19 protein-coding genes and 1 pseudogene are annotated in these 20,996 nt (G+C 55.3%); 4 read left to right on the forward strand and 16 right to left on the reverse strand.

Annotated elements, in window-relative coordinates:
* Positions 1-69 precede the first annotated feature (69 nt).
* From ACR0KL_RS06480 to cuyA, 10 genes are all read right to left on the reverse strand, one after another.
* Positions 70-756: a branched-chain amino acid ABC transporter ATP-binding protein gene (locus ACR0KL_RS06480; RefSeq protein ID WP_170679824.1), complete on the reverse strand. Its 687-nt coding sequence runs from the start codon at positions 754-756 to the stop codon at positions 70-72.
* Positions 753-1,502, reverse strand: a complete 750-nt coding sequence (locus ACR0KL_RS06485; protein ID WP_170679822.1) for an ABC transporter ATP-binding protein — start codon at positions 1,500-1,502, stop codon at positions 753-755. The genes ACR0KL_RS06480 and ACR0KL_RS06485 overlap by 4 nt, the downstream gene beginning before the upstream one ends.
* Positions 1,499-2,476 (reverse strand): branched-chain amino acid ABC transporter permease, encoded by a 978-nt coding sequence (locus ACR0KL_RS06490; RefSeq protein ID WP_170679820.1) that lies wholly within the window; start codon positions 2,474-2,476, stop codon positions 1,499-1,501. The genes ACR0KL_RS06485 and ACR0KL_RS06490 overlap by 4 nt, the downstream gene beginning before the upstream one ends.
* Positions 2,473-3,393 (reverse strand): branched-chain amino acid ABC transporter permease, encoded by a 921-nt coding sequence (locus ACR0KL_RS06495; protein WP_170679818.1) that lies wholly within the window; start codon positions 3,391-3,393, stop codon positions 2,473-2,475. Before ACR0KL_RS06495 ends, ACR0KL_RS06490 begins: the two co-directional genes overlap by 4 nt.
* Before the next feature lie 50 nt (positions 3,394-3,443).
* Positions 3,444-4,577, reverse strand: coding sequence for an ABC transporter substrate-binding protein (locus ACR0KL_RS06500; protein ID WP_170679816.1), 1,134 nt, complete (start codon positions 4,575-4,577; stop codon positions 3,444-3,446).
* A gap of 1,071 nt (positions 4,578-5,648) precedes the next feature.
* Positions 5,649-6,371, reverse strand: coding sequence for an alpha/beta fold hydrolase (locus ACR0KL_RS06505; RefSeq protein ID WP_170679814.1), 723 nt, complete (start codon positions 6,369-6,371; stop codon positions 5,649-5,651).
* Positions 6,368-7,912 (reverse strand): ABC transporter permease subunit, encoded by a 1,545-nt coding sequence (locus ACR0KL_RS06510; RefSeq protein ID WP_170679812.1) that lies wholly within the window; start codon positions 7,910-7,912, stop codon positions 6,368-6,370. Before ACR0KL_RS06510 ends, ACR0KL_RS06505 begins: the two co-directional genes overlap by 4 nt.
* Positions 7,909-8,964 carry a betaine/proline/choline family ABC transporter ATP-binding protein gene (locus ACR0KL_RS06515; protein WP_170679811.1) on the reverse strand — a complete coding sequence of 352 codons (1,056 nt, stop codon included), beginning with the start codon at positions 8,962-8,964 and terminating at the stop codon, positions 7,909-7,911. Before ACR0KL_RS06515 ends, ACR0KL_RS06510 begins: the two co-directional genes overlap by 4 nt.
* A 69-nt stretch (positions 8,965-9,033) precedes the next feature.
* The gene (locus ACR0KL_RS06520; protein ID WP_170377011.1) at positions 9,034-9,993 is read right to left on the reverse strand and encodes an ABC transporter substrate-binding protein; all 960 of its coding nucleotides are present in this window, start codon (positions 9,991-9,993) and stop codon (positions 9,034-9,036) included.
* 32 nt (positions 9,994-10,025) lie between these two features.
* Positions 10,026-11,039, reverse strand: coding sequence for a D-cysteate sulfo-lyase (gene cuyA, locus ACR0KL_RS06525; RefSeq protein WP_480555218.1), 1,014 nt, complete (start codon positions 11,037-11,039; stop codon positions 10,026-10,028).
* A 200-nt stretch (positions 11,040-11,239) separates the two neighbouring features.
* Between cuyA and ACR0KL_RS06530 the strand changes: the two genes are divergently transcribed.
* On the forward strand, positions 11,240-12,136 hold the full coding sequence (locus ACR0KL_RS06530; RefSeq protein WP_480776814.1) for a LysR family transcriptional regulator: 897 nt from the start codon (positions 11,240-11,242) through the stop codon (positions 12,134-12,136).
* Positions 12,137-12,292: 156 nt separating this feature from the next.
* Here the strand turns inward: ACR0KL_RS06530 and ACR0KL_RS06535 are convergent, their stop codons facing one another.
* From ACR0KL_RS06535 to ACR0KL_RS06550, 4 genes are read right to left on the reverse strand one after another with little or no spacing between them, the layout of a single operon-like run.
* Complete coding sequence (locus ACR0KL_RS06535) at positions 12,293-12,724, reverse strand: c-type cytochrome (RefSeq protein WP_480776794.1); 432 nt, start codon at positions 12,722-12,724, stop codon at positions 12,293-12,295.
* Complete coding sequence (locus ACR0KL_RS06540) at positions 12,721-14,031, reverse strand: multicopper oxidase family protein (protein ID WP_480776795.1); 1,311 nt, start codon at positions 14,029-14,031, stop codon at positions 12,721-12,723. Before ACR0KL_RS06540 ends, ACR0KL_RS06535 begins: the two co-directional genes overlap by 4 nt.
* 8 nt (positions 14,032-14,039) lie before the next feature.
* Complete coding sequence (locus ACR0KL_RS06545; protein WP_170679802.1) at positions 14,040-14,906, reverse strand: CopD family protein; 867 nt, start codon at positions 14,904-14,906, stop codon at positions 14,040-14,042.
* Between the two features lie 2 nt (positions 14,907-14,908).
* Positions 14,909-15,250, reverse strand: coding sequence for a copper resistance CopC family protein (locus ACR0KL_RS06550; RefSeq protein WP_170679801.1), 342 nt, complete (start codon positions 15,248-15,250; stop codon positions 14,909-14,911).
* A gap of 545 nt (positions 15,251-15,795) precedes the next feature.
* Between ACR0KL_RS06550 and ACR0KL_RS06555 the strand changes: the two genes are divergently transcribed.
* The 3 genes from ACR0KL_RS06555 to ACR0KL_RS06565 are packed head-to-tail and all read left to right on the forward strand — an operon-like array spanning position 15,796 to position 18,262.
* Positions 15,796-16,359, forward strand: a complete 564-nt coding sequence (locus ACR0KL_RS06555; protein ID WP_170679799.1) for a MarR family transcriptional regulator — start codon at positions 15,796-15,798, stop codon at positions 16,357-16,359.
* A gap of 41 nt (positions 16,360-16,400) precedes the next feature.
* Positions 16,401-17,102, forward strand: a complete 702-nt coding sequence (locus ACR0KL_RS06560) for a DUF4166 domain-containing protein (protein WP_480776796.1) — start codon at positions 16,401-16,403, stop codon at positions 17,100-17,102.
* Positions 17,099-18,262 (forward strand): saccharopine dehydrogenase family protein, encoded by a 1,164-nt coding sequence (locus ACR0KL_RS06565; protein WP_480776797.1) that lies wholly within the window; start codon positions 17,099-17,101, stop codon positions 18,260-18,262. The genes ACR0KL_RS06560 and ACR0KL_RS06565 overlap by 4 nt, the downstream gene beginning before the upstream one ends.
* A 292-nt stretch (positions 18,263-18,554) precedes the next feature.
* Here the strand turns inward: ACR0KL_RS06565 and ACR0KL_RS06570 are convergent, their stop codons facing one another.
* Together ACR0KL_RS06570 and ACR0KL_RS06575 are read right to left on the reverse strand one after the other, a co-directional pair.
* A complete protein-coding gene (locus ACR0KL_RS06570; RefSeq protein WP_170679796.1) occupies positions 18,555-19,565 on the reverse strand; it encodes a cytochrome d ubiquinol oxidase subunit II in 1,011 nt (336 codons plus the stop codon).
* A gap of 6 nt (positions 19,566-19,571) precedes the next feature.
* Positions 19,572-20,939 (reverse strand): annotated as a pseudogene (locus ACR0KL_RS06575) (cytochrome ubiquinol oxidase subunit I).
* Between the last annotated feature and the right edge of the window lie 57 nt (positions 20,940-20,996).

The following is a 20,996-nucleotide window of genomic DNA, read 5'->3' on the forward strand; positions in this document are numbered from 1 at the left end:
TTGCGGCGAACCATCAAAAGCGATTTCGTGGACGCTTGGTAGCTGTCAAAGCTTGGGCATTTGTACCAACTAAACGCCGAGATGCCGCTGGCTGATTTCACTATCCAGATCGCCAATTGCGCCTGACCAGACCGATCTGCCTCGCTCAAGGATTGTCGCGCGATCACAGACCGCTCGCAACTCGCTAAGCGATTTGTCGATTACCAGAATTGAAAGACCAGATTCACGTTTCAGATGCTCCACTGTCACCCAGATTTCTCGCCTAATATTTGGTGCGAGCCCTTCCGTGGCCTCATCCAGTATGAGCAAGCGTGGATTGGTAACCAACGCCCGCCCAATGACCAGCATTTGCTGCTCCCCGCCTGACAATGAGCCCGCAAGCTGATCGGCGCGTTCGCTGAGACGCGGGAAAAGCGCAACGACCTTGTCTATATCCCAATGGCCAGGTCGGGACACAGCTACGAGGTTCTCACGCACCGTTAGATCGCGAAATGCGCGGCGGCCTTCTGGGACAAGGCCGATGCCCAACCTTGCCACTTGGTGGCTCGACAGTCTAAGAATGTCGGTGCCGGCAAACACCATCGAGCCTTTGCTTCCGATCATTCTGCAAATAGCGCGAACGGTGGTCGTCTTGCCCATACCATTGCGCCCCATAAGGGCGACGACTTGGCCCGCTTCGATCGTCAGATCAACGCCAAAGAGGGCTTGGCTTTTGCCATAGCTTGCGACAAGGCCGGAGATGGAAAGAAGGCTCATAGGTTCTCTCCAAGATAGGCGCGCTGAACTATTGGATTTTTGCGAATATCTTCGACTGATCCGGAGGCAATCACACGCCCGTAATCGAGAACCGTTATTCGGTCAGCCAATTTGAAGACGACATCCATGTCGTGTTCCACAAGCAGGATCGGGGCCTGATTTCGCAAGTCGCTCAGCAGGTTCGTGAGCAGCTGCGTGCCTTCCGCGCTTAAACCGGCCATTGGCTCGTCCAGTATGAACACCTTTGGTTCTAGGGTCAGCGCAACTGCGACTTCCAGTTGGCGGCGCTGACCATGGCTGAGTTCGCCTGTTCTCTTGTCTGCAAAGTCCATCAAGCCCACGCGACGCAGTGCATTCTCTGCATGATCGCGCAGGTTTTTGTCGCCAAGAACGGGTAGGAAGAATTGCCAGGGTCGGCCTTTGACCCCAAGTGCGCCCAGCATCGCATTTTGCAAGACGGTGTCCTCTAACGCTAGAGCGGAAATCTGGAAGGTGCGTCCGAGCCCGAGCCTTGCACGGTTTTTCGTGGTCTCGTGGGTGATATCCTGGCCCAGAAGGCGAACCGAGCCTGCGTCAGACTTCAGGCCGCCGCAGATCTGAGCGATAAGTGTTGATTTACCTGCCCCGTTCGGGCCGATCACGGCGTGAACTTCGCGGGGCCTCAGGTCCAATGTCACGTCGTCATTTGCAATCAGGGCGCCAAAGTGTCGAGTAAGACCTTCAACTTGCAAAACGGGCCGCATCATCGGTCAGACCTTCCCGTGAGGACGCCGTAAAGGCCGCCGCGGGCGAAAAGGACGACCGCCAACAAAAGTAATCCAAGAAAGAATAGGAAATATTCGCTAATGCCTCCAAGCGCGTGCTCGAGTACGACGAACAGAGTCGCGCCTGCGACTGGCCCGAACGTCCGGCCCAGCCCGCCGAGGATTATGAAAACGATCAGTTCACCTGACATCTGCCAGCTAAACATCGTCGGACTGACGAAGCGATTAAGGTCAGCAAAAAGCGCCCCCGCCAGCCCACAGATCATGCCGGAAATCACCAACGCAATCAGTCTCAGCCGAAACGGATCAAGCCCGACCGCCTCCACCCGCTCGGGACTCTGCCGCGCTGCGTTTAAAGCAAGCCCAAAGGGTGATTTTACGAGCCGCACATTTAGCCAAAGGACTAGGCTCAGAATTGCAAAACAGATCCCGAAGAACTGTATGGGATCAAGCGTGTTCATTCCCGGGAACGAATTTCGAATGTAGATGGAAAGGCCGTCTTCTCCGCCGTAAGCGGGCCAGCTGATTGCAAAGAAAAAAAACATCTGCCCGAAAGCCAGCGTGATCATGATGAAATACACGCCGGAAGTTCGAAGCGACAGAAGCCCGATTATAAAGGCGGCAACACCTGAAAACAGTATTGCCACCAACCAGATCACAGGCATGAGCTTGGTTCCAGAAATCGTGAACGGCCATTCCATCAATAGCGAATACGTCTGAGCGTGAAACGCCAGAATACCCATCGCATAGCCGCCAATCCCAAAGAAGACCGCGTGCCCGAGGCTCACGAGCCCTCCTAGCCCTAGCGCGATATTGAGGCCAACCGCGGCCAGAGCGAAGATGACCGCGCGGGTCGCCAACGTAATTGTGAAGGGTTCGTCCGAGACCCAAGCCCAAAGCGGCACACAAAGAAGCAGGCTCATGAGAATGGCGTTTAGTGCTTTTTCCGGGATCATGCGCGCGCCCCGAACAGCCCGGTGGGTCTCCAGATCAGCACGCCAGCCATAAGAACGTAAATTGACATCGAAGCCAATGCCGACCCTGTCGACGTCGCAACATCTGGTGCCACGAACAGTTTAAACAGTTCCGGCAGAAAGATGCCGCCCAGGGTATCGGTCAATCCAACCAGCAAACTGCCGATAAGCGCCCCCCGAATGGACCCGATGCCCCCGATCACTATGACGACGAAAGCGAGGATTAGGATCGGCTCACCCATTCCGATCTGGACAGATTGGATGGCACCCACAAGTGCTCCCGCTAATCCGGCGAGCGCCGCTCCGAGCGCGAAGACAAACGTGTACAAGCTGCCGATATCAACGCCGAGTGCTGCAATCATTTCCCGGTCATTTTCTCCGGCACGAATCTGAATGCCCACGCGGGTCCGTGAGATGAGCAACCACAGCCCAACCGCCACCAAAAGCCCTACAAGGATGAGTACAAGGCGATATAGCGGATACTGAATGCCGCCTGGCAATGAAACGGGACCGGACAAATAGCTCGGGATTTCGAGAAACAGCGGGAATGAACCGAAGATCCATCGCGTACCCTCAGAGAAAATCAGTATCAGCGCAAAAGTCGCAAGAACTTGCTCGAGGTGATCGCGGGCATAGAGCCGACGAATGACTGCCAATTCAACGATGACACCGGCCATAGCCGCCGCAACAATGGCGGCCGCAACAGCCGCCAAGAAGGACCCCGTCGCCGCAGCGGCCGCCGCAGCTGCAAAAGCGCCGACCATGTAGAGTGATCCGTGCGCAAGATTAATTAGGCCCATCACGCCGAAGATAAGCGTCAGGCCTGCTGCCATGAGAAAGAGCATGAAGCCGAACTGTATTCCGTTCAGAATCTGCTCGGCGATAAGGATTAAAGTCACGGTTCGAGCAAAAACGGGCCGCCGCTCCGGAGTCGGGGGCGGCCCTCCGATTACATTTTACAATCTGCCGCGTAGGCGTCCGAGTGGTTTTCCAACGCCACACCAATGATCCGGTTGGTGAATACATCCCCTTCCTGAATCACTTCGCGCGCATAGATAGTCTGAATTGGATGGTGGTTTGGACCAAACGCAAAGTCGCCACGCGTGCTGTCGAAGTCGGCCGCACGCAATGCATCTCTGAACGCGTCTTGATCCGAGACGTCAGCCGATCCGAGCGCCGAAATGATCAACTGTGCCGTGTCGAAGCCCTGGCTTGCATAAAGAGACGGAAGCCGCCCGTACTCGGCCACAAAGCTTTCTACGAATGCGGCATTTGTTGGATTGTCGATATCCTTGTTCCATTGGCTGGTATTCACAATCCCAAGTGCTGCGGGCCCGACGGCTTGAAGGATGCCCTGATCGAACGAAAACGCCGGACCCACGACGGGCAGATCAACCCCGCTATCTGCGTATTGCTTGAGAAACGAAATCCCCATTCCGCCGGGAAGGAAGAAAAAGACACTGTCTGCGCCGGACGCACGGATTTGAGCAATCTCGGCAGCATAATCCGTTTGGCCAAGCTCGGTATAAATCTCACCGGCAAGATCGCCTTGGAAGAACCGCTTGTACCCAGTCAAAGCGTCCTTGCCCGCCGGATAGTTCGGCGCGAGAATGAAGCTATTGCTATGCCCTGCTGTGTTGGCATAGGCGCCAGCTGCTTCGTGCAGGTTGTCGTTCTGCCAAGCAACGTTGAAGTAATTTTCGTGACAGCCCTGACCGGCCAGCGCCGACGGCCCCGCGTTCGGCGACAAATAGAACTTACCTTGGGCCGTTGCCGCCGGAACAACCGCCATTGCGAGGTTCGACCAGATAATGCCCGTCAGGATATCCACCTTCTCGGATTGGATCATCTTGTCAGCAAGCTGTACGGCAACGTCGGGTTTTCGTTGATCATCTTCGACGACGACCTCGATATCATCTCGCCCAGATTGCTTGATACCCAGCATGAAACCGTCGCGCACATCGATTCCCAAGCCGGCTCCACCACCGGACAGAGTAGTTATCATACCGACCTTCGTCTCAGCGAATGCACCTGTGGCCAGCAACCCGATGGATGCGGCAATGGCAATCGATTTATACTTCATAAGTTCCCCCCATGTTATTTTTAACTATCGCCGGTTGCGTTTGCCCGGCCTTATTTGAAGTTGCTACATCAAGGACCGCTTTCTCAAACAGTCATTATTGAAATGCTTTCCTGTTCACAAAGGCAATGTCCAGTGCAAGCTTTCAATCTCTAAGGCTTTAATTAGTTGTCAGCACCTAAATCCGCAGATTTTGGGGTGTCTTGTCAGAAGAACTTTGTTTGAGCAGGACAGGGCGGTCGCGTAGCTTTTGCACATGACCAGACCTTCAAATACTTTAAAACCAGTCCCGAGATCATCCGCCTTCACTTTCAAGGTCTGCCATCCAAGCGACGGCTCGACCTGGAGCCGGAATTGCTGTGAGGCTGATACCTGTGGCCGCCATTTCAGCGTTGTCCCAATGTGTGTCGAGCATTTTGGTCAGACGGGAACAATCGGCGACCTCTATCGCCATCACTGCATTGACGCAGACGCTATTCTGGAGAAAGTGAATGGCCTGACCGATGGCAGAGCTCTTCACCGTGCATAAGTGGGCTGGATCTGGGCAATATAACAGAGAACAAACTAGCACTGAGCATAAGGTGCTGGATGACTTACTGAAAAACAAGAGCTTACCAACATACGACAGAGGCCGGGTTTGCTCGCAATGAAACCGCAACGTTATCGCAACGCTATCTGCCACCGAAGTGCAATGGCTGGCATTCAAAGCCCTTATTTTGTTTACTTCATCCCGAGAACTCGCCTTCAGGAGGCAGGGGTCGGAGGTTCGTATCCTCTCACTCCGGCCAAAAAAGTTTCTTGTCAAATATTGAGATACTTTGCCTTTTGGCCAATGAACTCACCTTTCCGCCAACCAAAGTTACATCCTCCAGCCTGAAGCGTTGCTAGTTCAAGTCGTAACTTTAAACTGGCGGCCGGTTCCAGCCGTTCATCGATTCCGGCATTCCCTGCGGCGTGGCTGACCACACCGGAAAATCGCTGCGATCGCTAAATCGACCCGGCGACGAACTTCCGGATCACGGACAAAGCTGGCGGCGGCTGCGGCCCTACAATAGTCAAAGTCGTATGCATACTTCAGTGATCCAAAAAGTTGGATATAAGGCGTTGAAAAAGATCAGATTTCTCCGCATGAAGCGCGTGGGCGCAGGCCGGTACGACTGCAAGCGATGTACTGGGGATCGCTTCCCACAGTTTATGAATTTGGCTCCACGGATATGTCCGATCTCGATCGCCCCAAAGGACGAGAGTTTCCGGTTGGATTTGGGACAGGTTCTGTTCCCCTGACCAAGCTTGCATCGCGTCTAGACCGGCCTCCAGGGCCGGCAGCTTGGCTTGAGCGGCAATCGCGGCGCAGTGTTCATATCCGAGTGCAGCTTCGCGATCCAAAAACCAAGTTGCTGCGATCCGACGCGCGGTGGCCGCCGCGCCGTCTTCCGCGGCGCGCTTTTTACTTTGCTCAATGGTCTCGAACCGCCCCGGCAAAATACCAACCGCGCCGGTTGCGTAAAGGACAAGGCGGTTAATCCTTTCACTATCTCGCAAAGCAATTTCCTGAGCGATCATGCCGCCCATGGAGTGACCCAGCAGATGATATTTCTCGACGCCAAGGCCGCGGAGGTGCTGGACCACCCAATCTGCATATCCGTCAATACTGTTAATTGGCAGTAGATGGGCATTTGCTCCGAACCCGGGCAGGTCGACCGCAATCACATCTGCATGCCGCTGCAGGGTATCTCGACACCCATCCCATTGTGCGCTGCCCCCCATGAAACCATGAACAAGGACAAGGGGGGTCACTTTCGCTGACCTTGAACGATCCGATCAAGGATCATCGCGCAGAAGAGAATGGCAAAACCCGCGAGAATACCCTGACCCACATTGGCGTATTGCAGCGCCTCGAGAACGTCTTCACCCAGCCCTTTCGCGCCGATAAGCGAGGCCACCACTACCATGGCCAGCGACAGCATGATTGTCTGGTTGATACCCGCGCGAATGGAGGGGCTGGCGAGCGGCAGATCGACCTTAGTGAGAAGGTACCACTTGTTGGCGCCAAAACTGATCGCGGCTTCACGTACGCTCTCAGGAACACCGCGCAGGCCCAAAACTGTAAGGCGTACCACGGGTGTCCCGCCGAAGATCATGGTGACGATGACTGCCGCTGGCTTGCCAACCCCGAAAAAGGCAATCACAGGCACCATGAAGACAAAGGCAGGCATGGTCTGCATGAAATCCATGATTGGCTGGATGAAGGCGTAGAACCGCGGTCGACGCGCAGAGAACATGCCCAAAGGAATGCCAATCACGATGGAAAGCAGCGCCGCTGTGCCGAGAAGCGCCAAAGTGGTCATAGCTTTTTCCCAAAAGCCGAGAAGGCCCATATAGGCCAGAAAGGCGCCAGACCATATAGCCATGCGCAAACCAGCCGTGAGCCATGTCAACAGAACGATCAGCGCGGCCACCACGATCCAAGGGGTCTGAACCAACGCAACCTCCATGGCATCCAGCAACCAGCGAATGGCCGCGGTGAGCCCGTCAAAGAATGCCACACTGTTGGCGACGCACCAGGCGATAAATGCTTCTACGCTGTCAATACTGGCCAGGCGAATTGAGTTATCTGTCGGGAATTCGCTAAGAAATGAAAAACGGCCCGGGAAACTATAGTGGACCATTGCAGTCGCGACCAGCAGGATCATAAAACCTGCGCTGAAGACTATCTGGCTGACCGGCATGCCGGAGCGAATGGTGCGGTCTGAGAGCCAGTCAGAGAACCGGGCCTCCAGTGCCCAGTTGGCGGCCACAGCCTGGATGAGCTTGGCGACAAGCAAGATGACAACACCGGTCAGAGCAATCGATGGGCCTTGCGCGGCAAGCAACTCTGCCTCAGCGCGGAAGCCTTCTATATTGGCTTCCAGCCCTTCGATCTGGCGTTGAATGGCCGCGGCTCGATCCGAGCCGCTCTCTTGAGCTGCCGCAAGCTGCTGGTAGCGCAAATCGAGGGTACCTTCGATCGAGGTCACACGGGCTAGCGCGTCTGCTCCCAGATCTCCGAACAGGCCCCGCGCGATCTGCACAAAGCCGATCGCCTCGACGACAAGAAACGCCAATGCCCATGACCAAAGCCCGCGTGCGCCGAACCAGATCGGACCAAAGAGCCCGGCCATCACATTGAAGGTCGCTGTAAAGCGTGCGGAAGCCCCGATCTTGTCGAAATTGCGGATGTAGTAGTCGGGGCTTGTGCGCACAAAGGTGCGGATATTCTCGCGGCGTTCCTCGGCATAGGCCTGCGCGGCTTCGCTTTCTGTGTCTTCAAGGGGGTTCACACCAAGATCTTCGCTCATGACATTTCCGTCCCTTCAATCACGGTGCGCAACAGATCTGCGCGAGTGATGACACCTCTGTCCTCGCCACCTTCGGACACCAGAACCGGCCGTTCGTCGTCGATGGCTCGTGTAATTAAAGCAGAAAGTGTCTCGTTGTGGTCCACCCGGTCGATGTCAGCCGGCAGTGGGCCGTGCGTGGCGAGGTAGCTTTCCAAGGGCTGCATCGCCGCATGAGCATGCACCACCTTAAGGCGCGATATACCGGCCACGAAATCAGCGACGTAGTCATCAGCGGGATGCATCACAATGTCCTCAGCCGAGCCGATCTGCACCATCTTGCCGTCACGCATGATCGCAATCCGGTCCCCGATGCGGACGGCCTCATCCAGGTCGTGGGTGATGAAGATCGTTGTTTTCTTGAGGATCTTGGACAGCCGGATGAACTCGTCCTGCAACTGCCGTCGGATCAGAGGATCAAGTGCGGAAAATGGCTCATCCATCAACAGAACATCAGGGTTGGCCGCGAGCGCACGGGCAAGCCCCACACGTTGTTGCATGCCGCCAGAGAGTTCGTGAGCGAATTTCGACCCCCACGCTCCCAATTCGACAATGTCGAGAATGGCGGCCGCCTGCCGCATACGCTCGTTCTTGGCGACCTGTCGGATTTCCAGCGGCATTGCCACGTTGTCGAGGACCGAACGGTGGGGCATCAGAGCAAAATTCTGGAACACCATCCCGATTTTCCGGTTGCGGAAAGCCTGGAGGTCCTTTGTGCCGAGCGCCATGACGTCCGTGCCCTCGATCTCGATCTTGCCCGCCGTCGGTTCGAGCAGGCGATTGAAATGGCGCACGAGTGTGGATTTGCCGCTCCCTGATAGGCCCATGATACAGAAGATCTCACCGCGATTGACGTTGAGGCTGACATCGGCCACGCCCACCACCGCGTTGAATTCAGCAAGGACTTCAGCCTTGGTCAGCCCCCGCGCACGAATGGCTTCCAGAGCGGCCTCTGGTTTTGCCCCGAAGATTTTCCAGATATTGGAAATTTCGATTACAGTCTCGTCGCTCATCCGCCCACCCGTGCGTGCCTTTAAGTGGGGCAGCACCGCTAGGTGCTGCCCGTTGTTTTTTGGTCTGTTTCAGAGACCCAGCATCGCATCTACGCGCTCGGAATTGGCGTTAACCCATTCGGCCGCAACTTCCTCAGCATCGCGCCCATTGGCGCTGATCTCAAACGCAAGCGAGCTCACGTCATCGGCTGTCAGAGAGAAGTTCGCGAAGAATTCCGCAATCGCCGGCGAGCGATCCCCAAGCGAGTTGGACCAGGCGATCTGAACTTCCTTCAGAGCGTCCTTACTGGCTACCATCGACTTGTTATACCAGTCAGGATCGTCGGAGGGCTGCACCATGACGTATTTTTCAGGATCGTAAGTCGGTTCGGTCAGCATCACCACGTCAAACATGTACCAGACGGCATGCGGCTCATAGCAGTAGAAGGCATATCCTTCTTTTTTGGCGATACTGTCCTTGATGCGCGCGGTCTTCACAGCTTCTTCGGCGCGGATCGGATCTATGAAGTCCAACAGGCCATAGTCGCGCACCTTCACCTCGTTCACATTGGCCGAAGCCCAGCCGGGTGCACCGATCCACATCTCACCCTTGCCATTGCCATCGCTGTCCATCGCAGCCGCCACATCGGGGCGTCCAAGATCCGCGATGTCGGTGATATTCATCTCTGCGGCAAAGTCTTTGGAGACGCAGAAACCCTGATTGCCCTGATAGGGGTTCGATGACAACGTTACGGTGCCAGCACCATCAACATATTGCTTTGTGAAGGCCTCCTGATTAGGCAGCCATACATCAGGGTGCACATCGATATCACCCTTACCCTGATCCATCGCTTGAAAAATCGTGGCGTTGTTACCGGGCACATACTCCACCGTGCCGCCAATGCGGGTGGTCACGATCTCACCCAAGACATGGGCAATAGCCTGCGCTCCAGTCCAAGTGGGAACGCCGATCTTAACCTCTTCAGCGGCGAGTGGCGCGCCGAGAGCTGAAACCAAAGCCGCGCTGATCAAGTATTTTTTTAGTTTCATTTGATATCTCCTTGTTGGTTTGTTGTTTATTTTCAGGCCACGTAGCCAGGAAGTTCGAAAGTTTCGGGATAGCCAAACAGGGCTGCGCTTCCGCCGGTGTGCAGAAAGACGACATTGTCCATGCCGTCGAAATAGCCTTTGCGGGTTTGGTCAATGAGCCCATCCAACCCTTTACCCGAATAGACCGGGTCGAACAAAAGCCCTTCGGTTCGAGCCAACAGCTTGAGCGCGTCAATCATCCCTTTGGTCGGAAGACCATATCCTGCACCGACGTAGTCGCAATTTGCACGTACATTTTCTCGCGCAATGGGCGTGCCCGTCTCCATATACTCGACAGTGCGCACAGCCAGATCATGGACCATGCCTTCCTGTTTGTCTTTTGGGGCCCGCACGCCGATGCCCAAAAGGTGAATGTCGCTTTCCAGTGCGGCAAGACCGGCGACCAATCCGGCTTGCGTGCCGGAGCTGCCGGTCGCATGGACCAGCGCGTCGATTTTTAAGCCGGCATGGGCGGCCTGTTCGCATAACTCGCGCGCGCAATTCACGTAGCCCAAAGCCCCGATCGGGTTCGATCCACCGCCGGGAATGATGTAAGGGGTTTTGCCTTCTGTCTTCATCTGCGCGGCGCAGGCTTCCATCTCGGCATTCATGTCCGCACCACCGGGACGCTTGGAGACGCTGGCGCCATGCAAACGATCCAACAGGACATTTCCATTCAGAATATAGTTCGGATCATTGGAACCCGTACGATCCTCAAGAAGTATATGGCACGCAAGGCCAAGTTTTGCAGCCGCCGCTGCTGTTTGACGCGCGTGATTAGATTGCGTCGCCCCCTGCGTGATGATGGTATCTGCACCTTTCTGGACAGCGTCAGCCATCAGAAATTCCAGCTTACGAGTCTTGTTCCCACCCGACGAGAGGCCGGTGCAATCATCCCGTTTGACCCATAAACGCGGACCACCCAAAACCTCACTCAGGCGATCCATCGGCTCCAAAGGCGTAGGAAGATGACCAAGCGATACCCGGGGAAATCTCGCCAGCGTCAGCGATAGCTCCTTGCACAAGCTCAAAACCATCTCCGGCGCGACCATCGCGTCACCGCCGGTCATCTGAATTGTCTCAGCCACCACACTCTCCCTGCTTTTGCCTACAGCCAAACAGTTTCAAAAGAAAAAGAATAAAAACAGTGCATATTTCGCAGGCTGCCCATACATTTTCTTTGGGTGTTATGGAGGTGTGGATGAATATGCTGTGGTTTGACGATGTTCTGGCCCTTCTTGAAGAGCGGAACATGACACGGGCCGCGGCCCGCAGAAACATCACGCAACCCGCGTTCTCAAGGCGTATTCGCAGCTTTGAGGAGTGGCTGGGGATTGAAGTTCTCGATCGCAAATCGAACCGGGTCGAGATCAGTCCCGCACTGGCCTCGAATGAAGCCGAAATCCGCTCTTTGATCGCCAGATTAAATGACCTGCGCACAAAAATTGCGCAACATGGCCCCACCGTTTCGATTGTGACGATCGCCGCGACCCACGCATCGGTCGTCTCCACTTTCCCCGATATGGCATTGCGTGCACGTGCCGCGTTCAAGGGGCTCCGGTTTCGTCTTAGAACGGCCAATCTGAACGATTGTGTCACTCTGTTCCTGCGCGGCGATACCAACATGCTGCTATGTTACGAGGCGCAAACCGTCGCCCCAATGCCGTTCGGAGCAGGCATTTGTCGCGGCACTTGGGGTCACGACTACCTCATTCCGGTCATCGGTGGCGGATTGCGGTACGCAGTGCGCGGAAACGGTGACGTGCCTTTGGATACGCCGGCGATCGTCTATCCCGAAAACAGCTACTTTGGTGAGGCATTGAACAAGAGCAAACTTCCGTTCGGAACCGCCGATTTCAGTAAAAACCCCGTTTGCCAGACGGCTTTCTCGAGTGGAGCAAAGGAAATGATCCTGAACGGTCTCGGTATTGGTTGGCTGCCGTTCAGCATGGTGCACAAGGAAATTGAAAGCGGCGAGTTGATATCCCTACGCAACCAATTGGGTCAGGAAAAGCTCGACGTAGTGGTCTATGCCCACCACCAGACCGAGATAGCGAAAACGTTGCTTGATTTCTGGACAAACAAGCCGTCTTCAAAGTCTTGAGGCGATAAATCGCAAGCTCTGGCCAGAGACCAAGACAATCCGTTGGAACCGAATTTTGAGTGACGGAACCCTTCAAAATGAAGGCGTTGCCCTGTGCGTCTTGGCAGCAAGGGGGCCTGACCCTACCCCCACAAAGCGCGGAGAAGACCGTTTTCCTCAATTGTGCGGCGGATTGCGACTCGCTTGCATTTCCTGAACGCGGTCGGGCCAAGTTGACCTGATATAAGCCAGAATATCCCAAATCTCATTTTCGGTGAGTTCATCACTAAATCCCGGCATGCCGCTTGCAAAGCTAGTGACCCCACGTACGGCTAACGCTGCTTCGCCACCAAGTCGTGTGTACTCAAAAAGAAGCTGATTATCATGGTGCCAAGTGTGCCCTGTCTCATCATGCGGTGGTGCAGGCAGAACACCATTGTCATCAGGAGTCTGCCAATTTGGCTGTCCTTCCAGATTGATGCCATGGCAGGACGCGCAGTGTTCGCCGTAAAGAACACGCCCATTAGTCAAATCTCGGTCTTCCATTTCGTGGCTGGCAATTGCCTCGCTCGCAACGCCACATAGAGCCACTACCAGCATGCGTTTCATACGACTTCCACCCATGTTTTCATGCCAGCCGCCTGATGCCCCAGCATGTGACAGTGCAACAGCCATTTACCGGGATTGTCGAACACGCAAACGATTTCGCGCGTCTCACCAGGATTGATCAGCACCGTATCCCGGAAAGCACCTAAGCTACTGTCCACCCCGACTTCAAAGAAATGATGCCCGTGCAGATGGATGCCATGCGGGAAACGGGTGTCATTCACCAGACTTATGCGCGCCGTTTGGCCACGTTCAAACTTGTGGAGCGGCGTATCCGACAGGCCAGATTGTCCGTTGAACGCCCAAATGTCAGTTTGCGTGCTTACCGGACGGCTCATCGCCCCGCCTTGCATGGTGAGCGACAGGTCCACCGCATTGTCCAGATCTGGCTCCTTCCGCTCGTTTGGTGGCAGTGTGGGAATCGCGGACTGTTGCCGCGTGCTGTTTACCCCTTCAACCGGAATTTCACCCAACAGGTAAGGATCGTCGCGCGTTGGGAAAACAAAGGCGATGTGATCAGCTGATTTTACGTCAGCAATGATATCTAAGCGTTGAGCCGGTGAGAGAATAAGGTTCGAAACCTCTTGCGGGTCCGGCAGTGGCATGCCGTCGAACGCAACGATTTTGCCGTCGATGCCTTCAAGCTCAATTGGAAATATCCGGTCTGTTGCGACATTGATCAACCGCAAGCGCACGCGATCACCGAGCCGGACCGGCGTACTCGGTTCGACAAGCGCGCGGGCATAGTTACCCAACCGCCCTTGATGCGCCTGGTCGTGCCTGTTCTCAAAGCCGTCGACAAGCGCTCCGTCTTCGGTGATGCGCCAGTCGTCAATCATAACAATAAGATCGTGATCCACATCGGGTGGGGTTAGCTCCTCAACGATCAGCGGCCCGTAGAGACCTCTGGCGACCTGTTCCCAGGATCGGTTGTGGGAGTGATACCAGAACGTGCCAGCATCGGGTGCTCGAAAGCTGTATTCGAACTCAGCACCCTTCTCGACAACGTCTTGGGTCATCCCCGGCACGCCATCCATCGCATTTTCGATGCGCAGCCCGTGCCAATGCACCGCCGAGCCTTCACCAATCTGGTTCAGGAACCGAATATCAAGTGTATCACCCTGACGGGCGCGAAGCACCGGACCGGGCGTACTGCCATTAAAGCCAAGCATCGGAGTAGCCGGATCACCTTCGGGCAGAATTTGCGCATTGACCGGCTGTGCGACCAGTTCAAAGGGCGCTGATGCAAGAGCGATGCGCGGTGCCAGTGCCGCCGCGCATGTTGTGAACAGGAAGTCTCGCCTTTTCATAGAATGCCTCAATTCGGTAGGGTCAGAACGCTGGTGAGCGTCGCGGTGGCGACAAGCACCATCAGTATGACCGTAGTTTCGATTTCAATCGAGCGCGCCAGATGACGCGCCGCCTTATCGTCCCCTGCTTGCATAGCTGGAACGAAGCGGAGTTTGTTTGCGGCTGCCAACGTCAGGACCACGCCTAAAAGTGCGGTTTTGATCAGAAGGGTTTGCCCGTACCCGGTAGTCGTCAGCGCCCTCACATCGCCCAACAACATCCAAGCCATTATTAGCCCTGCCAAAATCATAGCAGGGACAATAACCGAAGCCATCTGCCCAAACCGATGGCCCAACTTTGCTGCGTTGCTCAGATATTCTGGCCGTGTCGACAGGGCGCGCAACGGTCCAAGGATGCCGATCCAAAACGCGACCCCTAAAAGGTGCAAGAGCAAGAGCAAGCGAACACCTATTGGTTCCAGTTCAGGAATATGCCCAATCTGCGCAAAGGACCACAGAGCGAGCAATCCCCCAAAGAGTGCGATCCATTGCCCGACAAAGGGAATAAACACTCCGGCAATGATTAGTATGGCCCCAGTGATCCGAAGAACGAGAACGTCGCCAACCGAGGTCTGCCACAACAGACCGAGCATTTCAGGATCGGTCATCCCATCGGCTCCGCCCGTCAGGGCAGCGCCGCGCAGCATGAAGCCAAGGACAGAGGCAACAAGCGCAAGCACCGCCAACAGCGCAACCTGAAGACGCATCCTATCGCTGAGAAGCGACACAAGGTCGGTGAAAGCAATCTGAGTGATCAAAAGCCCAGTCGAACCGCCAATACCGACATAGAGTATTAGCTTGGACAGTATTGCGCCTATACCCCAGATATCGGGCATACTCAGTCCACTGTAAATGTGAATTCACCCTGCATGACGTGCCCGTCCACACCCAAGCCCCGCCATTCAATTCGATAGATGCCTTCACCCATGCCTTGAAGCGGGAGCGCGAACGCGCGGCTAAAACTTGTCTGGTCTCCCAAGTCGAGCGTGATGGTATGCGCATCCTGATGGATCATGTTAACCTTTGTCAGGCGAATATCATCCGTGAAATTAAAGCTGATCTCAGAGGGCACCTCAGTAACTGTCGCGCCGTCTTCGGGTGTGGTGGTGTCCACTTTCGAATGGGCAAAAGCGCTTGTGGCAAGCGTGGAAATCAATGCAACTATGGTGAGCATTTTCATCGGCATGTTCCTCAGTTCATTCCATTGACGCACTGTATTCTGCCGACGTAGTCAATGACCATAGCCACGTCACCAAGGGTTGAGCTTTCACCAGATGCGTGTCACCAAGCCGTTGCTCACGGCCCGAATCTAACACTTCAAGTGAAAACCAATGCTGCGGGCACGCCGAAATTTGCAAGCACTATCCGCACTCAAAAATTTTGAATACGCGTAAGCTCTCCAATCGGAGAACAGGTGGCAGTGTTTCTGTTCTCAGCTTATTCTAAAAAACCCTCTTTCCGACCCCCCAACTTATCCCCTTATTACGCTTTCTTTTTGCGCGCGACTTGACGTAAAGCCGAAAAGGGCAATGCACCGATCTGGGCGTATGTAAAGTTATCGTTGAAATCAAGCGGACGGCCCAAATCAAAGCGCTCGCGAAAAACCGTTTTCAGCCAGTATTTTATCTCATTTTTGACGCTTCAGCTCCCACTCCGTATAGCTTTGTTGTTTGAAATTCCAATCGTGCTCTTGCTTTTCAGTGCTTTATGCCTGATATTTCTGTCATGACAGAAACTATCGACATGACGAAATCAAATGCTGCAAACCAGTTCATCCTGTATTGGGGCGACATGGGGAACCAGTGGGGTGTCAATCGTTCGGTGGCACAAATACACGCGCTTTTGTACCTCAGCTCCCGACCCCTTAACGCGGAACAGATTGCCGAATCTCTGGGCATTGCCCGATCCAATGTGTCCAACTCTCTAAAGGAATTGGTGAGCTGGCGGCTCATCCGTCGCGTTCCTGTACCGGGGGATCGGCGCGAGCATTACGAGGCCGAGGTAGATGTTTGGGAGATGGGAATCCGTATCGCTCAGGGGCGCAAAGAGCGCGAGATTGATCCCGCAACACAGGCTCTGCGCGCATGCGTTGCCCAAGCTGAAACCGAAAGCGGGTTGGACCCAATCACGCTGCAGCGGATGCAGGATATGCAAGAGTTCCTAACAACGGCCGACACATGGTTCCGCGACATGCTGACAGTGCCCCGTCCGAAGCTGATGATGTTGATGAAAATGGGAACCAAGGTTGTTTCCCTGCTCAGCCTTACCGGAGGCAAAAAGAGCCGCTAAAAAATTTGACCCTAAATTTCTCTTATGACGGAAATTACAGAATGCTCGAAATGAACGAAACCTCGACCGAGCTTGGAACAGAACCAATTCAACCGCAATTCAATACAGCCTGCGACCAGGACGACCGGTTCAAAAACCTACTGGGGGCTGCGGCATGGACCCGTTTGCCCAAAGCAATCCGGCGCAGATTCAGCAAACGGTTGCTGGGTGATGCCAGCCTTGCCTATCAGGGGCGCGTGAACCACATGCAGATGAACTTCGTTGGATGCGCTTTGGCCATTGTCCTGCGAGTTATCGGTGCACCGCTGCCTTTCGATCGCACCTCAGTCGGTCGCTCCGCCGTGGTGACCGTCACAGAAGATGCGGCAACGGACGGTCAATTTTGGATCCGGCAATATGGCCGGGCCAAAGGGTTTCCGCAGATGGTTGGCAGTTCCAAACGCTTTGCCGGACCAACCGGGTTGGAGGAATATATCGGCTTTGGGATCGGCATCTCGCTCAGACTCAAAAGCACACGGACCGGCCTCTACTTCGTCAGTGACCGGTATTTTCTGAAACTGAGGCAAAGACGGCTGTCTTTTCCGCGATGGGTATGCCCAGGGCGTCTGGTGGTCGGCCACGAAGAGCTTGGTGGCGGATATTTCCGATTCACCCTGGAACTGTCACATCCGTTGTTTGGCGCGTTGATCTGGCAAGATGCCACCTTTCGCGATGCGGAAATAATCCGGAGCATCAGGTCATGAAGGTCGTGATCATAGGGGGATACGGCGTTTTCGGATCTCTGACCGCCCGCTTGCTGGCGCGAGACGGACATCAGCTCTGGCTGGTGGGACGGCATCCCGAAAAGGGCCGCGCTCTGGCTCAGGACCTGAATGCGCAGACCTTAAAACTGGATGTCAGCGCAGCACCCGAGGCGCTGTTTGATCAGAAACCGGACGTGGTTATTGATGCCGCAGGACCGTTCCAGAACTACCGCGGCGACCCCTATACAATCCCAAAGCTTTGTATCGCCAATCGCTGCCACTATCTTGACCTGTCGGATAGCGCGACCTTCACACAAGGCATCGCAGCCTTGAACTCCGATGCCAAGGAGGCCGGTGTTTTTGTGTTATCAGGCGCGTCCAGCGTGCCCGGCCTGTCCTCGTGTATCGTCGCAGACCTGATCAAAGGTCTAGAAGACGTTGACACGATCGACATTGCAATCCTACCCGGCAACCGGGCACCGCGTGGCATGTCCGTTATCAAGAGCATCGTGAGCGGCGTCGGGCGTCCATATCAACAATGGCGTGATGGTGCCTGGCGGACGGCCATCGGATGGACGGATCGCAAACTGTATGAACTGGAGCCGGGTATGATCCGCGCTGGATACAGCGTCAACGTTCCCGACATAGCGCTTCTTCCAGACCTGACTGGCGCTCGGACCGTAACCTTCCGCGCTGGCCTTGAACTGCCGGTGATGAACGGGGCTCTCCGTCTTATGGCGCAGCTCAGGCAACACGCGTGGCTCGAATTACCAGAATGGGCCTATTTTTCACTCTACATGCTTTCGCAAGCGCTCTACCCCTTCGGGAGCGACTGTGGGGGCATGGAGGTGAGTGTTTCTGGCAAATGCAACGGACGAGGCGTAATCCGCAAGTGGAGGCTGATCGCCGAAGAAGGTCACGGTCCGTTTGTGCCCGGGATCATGTGCCGCACGATCCTACGAGAGTTGCCAAACATCAAGACCGGTGCGCGTCCGTGCCTGAACGAGGTTCCACGGCCCGTGGTTGAACACGCGATGGAAGATTTGCAGCTTCGCACCGGGGTGTTCGAACACCTAGATCCGAGAGACACTGAAGAGACGGTCGGAACCATAAATCGTACCCTTAGAAATCAGATGTGCCAAAGTACCGCCCAACGATAACCCCGCGCCGAACGGCTGAGAGTGCCAAGAATATATTTTCCGCGGGTTGCGAGATGAGTTGCAGCTGGAGCTCGAAGTCTGAACAGCCACGACAGATTTCGGCTTAATATTTGTTTTTAAATGGTTTTGAGATTGGCCTGTTGTCGTATTTCCAAGAGTTTTGGATCATAACACAACCAGTTGCTCGAGTTTCTTGAGGTTCGGGTCTAAGAAATGGATGATTTCGGCCGCTCCAGACTTTGCGAAAAAACCCGTTTTCCAGGTCCACAGGTCATTCAAAGATTGTCGCGGCTCAGTCGTATCGCAACTCAGTCGCCTTGCCCCGAAAGATCGTGTAAGCCATCACCGTGTATCCGGCGATCACCGGCAGAACAAAGACCGTCCCTATCAGAATGATGAACAGGCTTTCCGGAGCGCTTGCGGCTTCGTAAATCGTCAGTTGCTCGGGCACCACATAGGGATAGAAGCTGTAGGCCATCCCGAAAAACGCCAGTGTGAACAGAACGATGGACGCCGCGAAGGGAAACCAGGCCCAACTGTCGTTGCGGGTTGGCAAGTGACGCAAAGCATACCATAGCAAAGCGATCAGAATGCCCGACATGAGGGGCAGAGGCAGCAGCAGGAAGAACTCGGGGAAGGTGAACCATTTGTCAAAAATGCGCGGGCTGACCCAAGGGGTCGCCAGTGACACCGAACTGATGCCGATGATCAGCCCCCAGATGCCACCTTTGGCCCAGTCAACGGCTTTTTGCTGCAGCACCCCGTCGGTTTTGAGAATGACCCAGCAGGCCCCGATGAACGAATAGCCGACGGCCAGAAACACGGCAGTGATGGCGGCGAAAATCCAGGTGCCGAACGTGCTGTCCAGCCCCATGATGTATTTGCCCAGCATGAAGCCCTGCGCCAACGCCGTCATCACCGAACCGGCAAAGAACGCCATGTTCCAGCTGCGTTTGTGATGCGCCGGGGCTTTGACCCGGAATTCGAACGCGACACCGCGCAGGATCAGGCCAATCAGCATGATCGCCACCGGCAAATACAGCGAGGTCAGGATAACCCCATGTGCGGTTGGGAAGGCCACCAGAAGGATGCCGATGGCAAGCACCAACCACGTCTCGTTCGCGTCCCAGAACGGCCCGATCGAGGCAACCATTCGGTCCTTTTCGGCCTCATCGGCAAAAGGGAAAAGGATCCCAACGCCCAGATCAAAGCCGTCCAGAACCACGTAGACAAGGATTGAGAGCCCCATAAGCGCCGCAAAGGTCAGGGGCAGCCACTGTGTCGGATCACCAAAATAGGTCATGGTTCTTTACTCCGCTGGAACTGCTTTGGGGTATTTCGGATCTGGGCGGGAGGGTTGGTCGCCCTGCGCCGCCTTCCGCGCCAAATAGAACAGAACACCGATATAGGCGGTCAGAAGCAGGGCGTAGATCAGCAGGTAGGCTGCCAGTGTCGTTCCCACCATCGGCGCGGGGACATCAGCCACGGCTTGTTCAGTTGTCAGCACACCATGAACCAGCCACGGCTGACGGCCAATCTCGGTTGTGTACCACCCGGCCAGCGTTGCGACCCAACCCGAAAAGGCCATCGGGACCAATGCAATTTGCACGAGTTTTGGTACTCCCGCAGGACCGCGCCGCATGAACAGCAGTGTCGCCCAGCTGAGCAGCAGCATGACCATACCGGTACCAACCATGATGCGGAACGACCAGAAGACAGGCGCAACGGGCGGGTGCAGCACGGTGCCGTCCGCGGCGACAAAATCATTCAGGCCTGGCACCACACCCTCTGCCTTATGCGTCAGAATGATCGAAGCGAGGTTGGGGATGCTGACCTGATATTGGTTCTCACGCACGGTTTCGTCGGGAATGGCAAACAGCACCAGCGGTACGTTTGATTTGGTCTCCCAATTGCCCTCCATCGCGGCGACCTATTGGGGTTGGTATTCAAGCGTGTTCAGCCCGTGCATGTCGCCCATGAAAATCTGCACCGGGATCAACAACGCGCCCAGCCAGGCGCCGGTTTTGAAGGTTGCCCGCACGTCCTGCCCACGATCTCCGAGCAGCCAGCGGAAGGCCGAGAAGCCAAGCACCAAGAATGCCACCGTCAACCCGCTGGCCAGCAGCATATGGGCCAGTCGATACGGCATTGATGGGTTGAAGATAATTGCCGACCAATCGGTTGCAAAGGCAACGCCGTCCCGCATTTCGAACCCGGCAGGGGTGTGCATCCAGCTGTTCAGGACCAAAATCCAGAATGCAGACATAGTCGTTCCGAACGCCACGAGGAAAGTCGCGGTTGTGTGCAGCCAGTTGGGCACGCGTGAAAAGCCGAACAGCATGATTCCCAGGAAAACTGCCTCGAGGAAGAAAGCCGTCAGGATCTCATAAGCCAGCAACGGCCCGGCGATATTGCCCACGGTCTCCATAAAGCCGGGCCAATTTGTGCCAAACTGAAACGACATGGTGATGCCCGAGACCACACCCATCGCAAAGGACAGGGCGAAAACCTTCACCCAAAAGCGGTAGGCATCCATCCATTTGGTGTCTTTAGTTGCGTTGAAGCGCAGTTTGAAAAACAGCAGCACCCACCCCAATGCGATCGTGATCGTCGGGAAGAGGATGTGGAAAGATATGTTTGCCCCAAATTGAATGCGGGACAGCAGAAGCGCGTCCATTTTTCACCTGTAGAAGTCTTGCTTGAAACTCAGATAGGTGTGACCGATTTGGCGTTA

It is taken from the genome of Ruegeria sp. C8, from assembly GCF_056537565.1.

Excerpts from the sequence above, each read along its gene's own strand:
- ACR0KL_RS06480 (WP_170679824.1), bottom strand. The coding sequence starts at position 756 with ATGAGCCTTCTTTCCATCTCCGGCCTTGTCGCAAGCTATGGCAAAAGC.
- ACR0KL_RS06485 (WP_170679822.1), bottom strand. The coding sequence starts at position 1,502 with ATGATGCGGCCCGTTTTGCAAGTTGAAGGTCTTACTCGACACTTTGGC.
- ACR0KL_RS06490 (WP_170679820.1), bottom strand. The coding sequence starts at position 2,476 with ATGATCCCGGAAAAAGCACTAAACGCCATTCTCATGAGCCTGCTTCTT.
- ACR0KL_RS06500 (WP_170679816.1), bottom strand. The coding sequence starts at position 4,577 with ATGAAGTATAAATCGATTGCCATTGCCGCATCCATCGGGTTGCTGGCC.
- ACR0KL_RS06510 (WP_170679812.1), bottom strand. The coding sequence starts at position 7,912 with ATGAGCGAAGATCTTGGTGTGAACCCCCTTGAAGACACAGAAAGCGAA.
- ACR0KL_RS06515 (WP_170679811.1), bottom strand. The coding sequence starts at position 8,964 with ATGAGCGACGAGACTGTAATCGAAATTTCCAATATCTGGAAAATCTTC.
- ACR0KL_RS06520 (WP_170377011.1), bottom strand. The coding sequence starts at position 9,993 with ATGAAACTAAAAAAATACTTGATCAGCGCGGCTTTGGTTTCAGCTCTC.
- ACR0KL_RS06530 (WP_480776814.1), top strand. The coding sequence starts at position 11,240 with ATGCTGTGGTTTGACGATGTTCTGGCCCTTCTTGAAGAGCGGAACATG.
- ACR0KL_RS06535 (WP_480776794.1), bottom strand. The coding sequence starts at position 12,724 with ATGAAACGCATGCTGGTAGTGGCTCTATGTGGCGTTGCGAGCGAGGCA.
- ACR0KL_RS06540 (WP_480776795.1), bottom strand. The coding sequence starts at position 14,031 with ATGAAAAGGCGAGACTTCCTGTTCACAACATGCGCGGCGGCACTGGCA.
- ACR0KL_RS06545 (WP_170679802.1), bottom strand. The coding sequence starts at position 14,906 with ATGCCCGATATCTGGGGTATAGGCGCAATACTGTCCAAGCTAATACTC.
- ACR0KL_RS06550 (WP_170679801.1), bottom strand. The coding sequence starts at position 15,250 with ATGAAAATGCTCACCATAGTTGCATTGATTTCCACGCTTGCCACAAGC.
- ACR0KL_RS06555 (WP_170679799.1), top strand. The coding sequence starts at position 15,796 with ATGACAGAAACTATCGACATGACGAAATCAAATGCTGCAAACCAGTTC.
- ACR0KL_RS06560 (WP_480776796.1), top strand. The coding sequence starts at position 16,401 with ATGCTCGAAATGAACGAAACCTCGACCGAGCTTGGAACAGAACCAATT.
- ACR0KL_RS06565 (WP_480776797.1), top strand. The coding sequence starts at position 17,099 with ATGAAGGTCGTGATCATAGGGGGATACGGCGTTTTCGGATCTCTGACC.
- ACR0KL_RS06570 (WP_170679796.1), bottom strand. The coding sequence starts at position 19,565 with ATGACCTATTTTGGTGATCCGACACAGTGGCTGCCCCTGACCTTTGCG.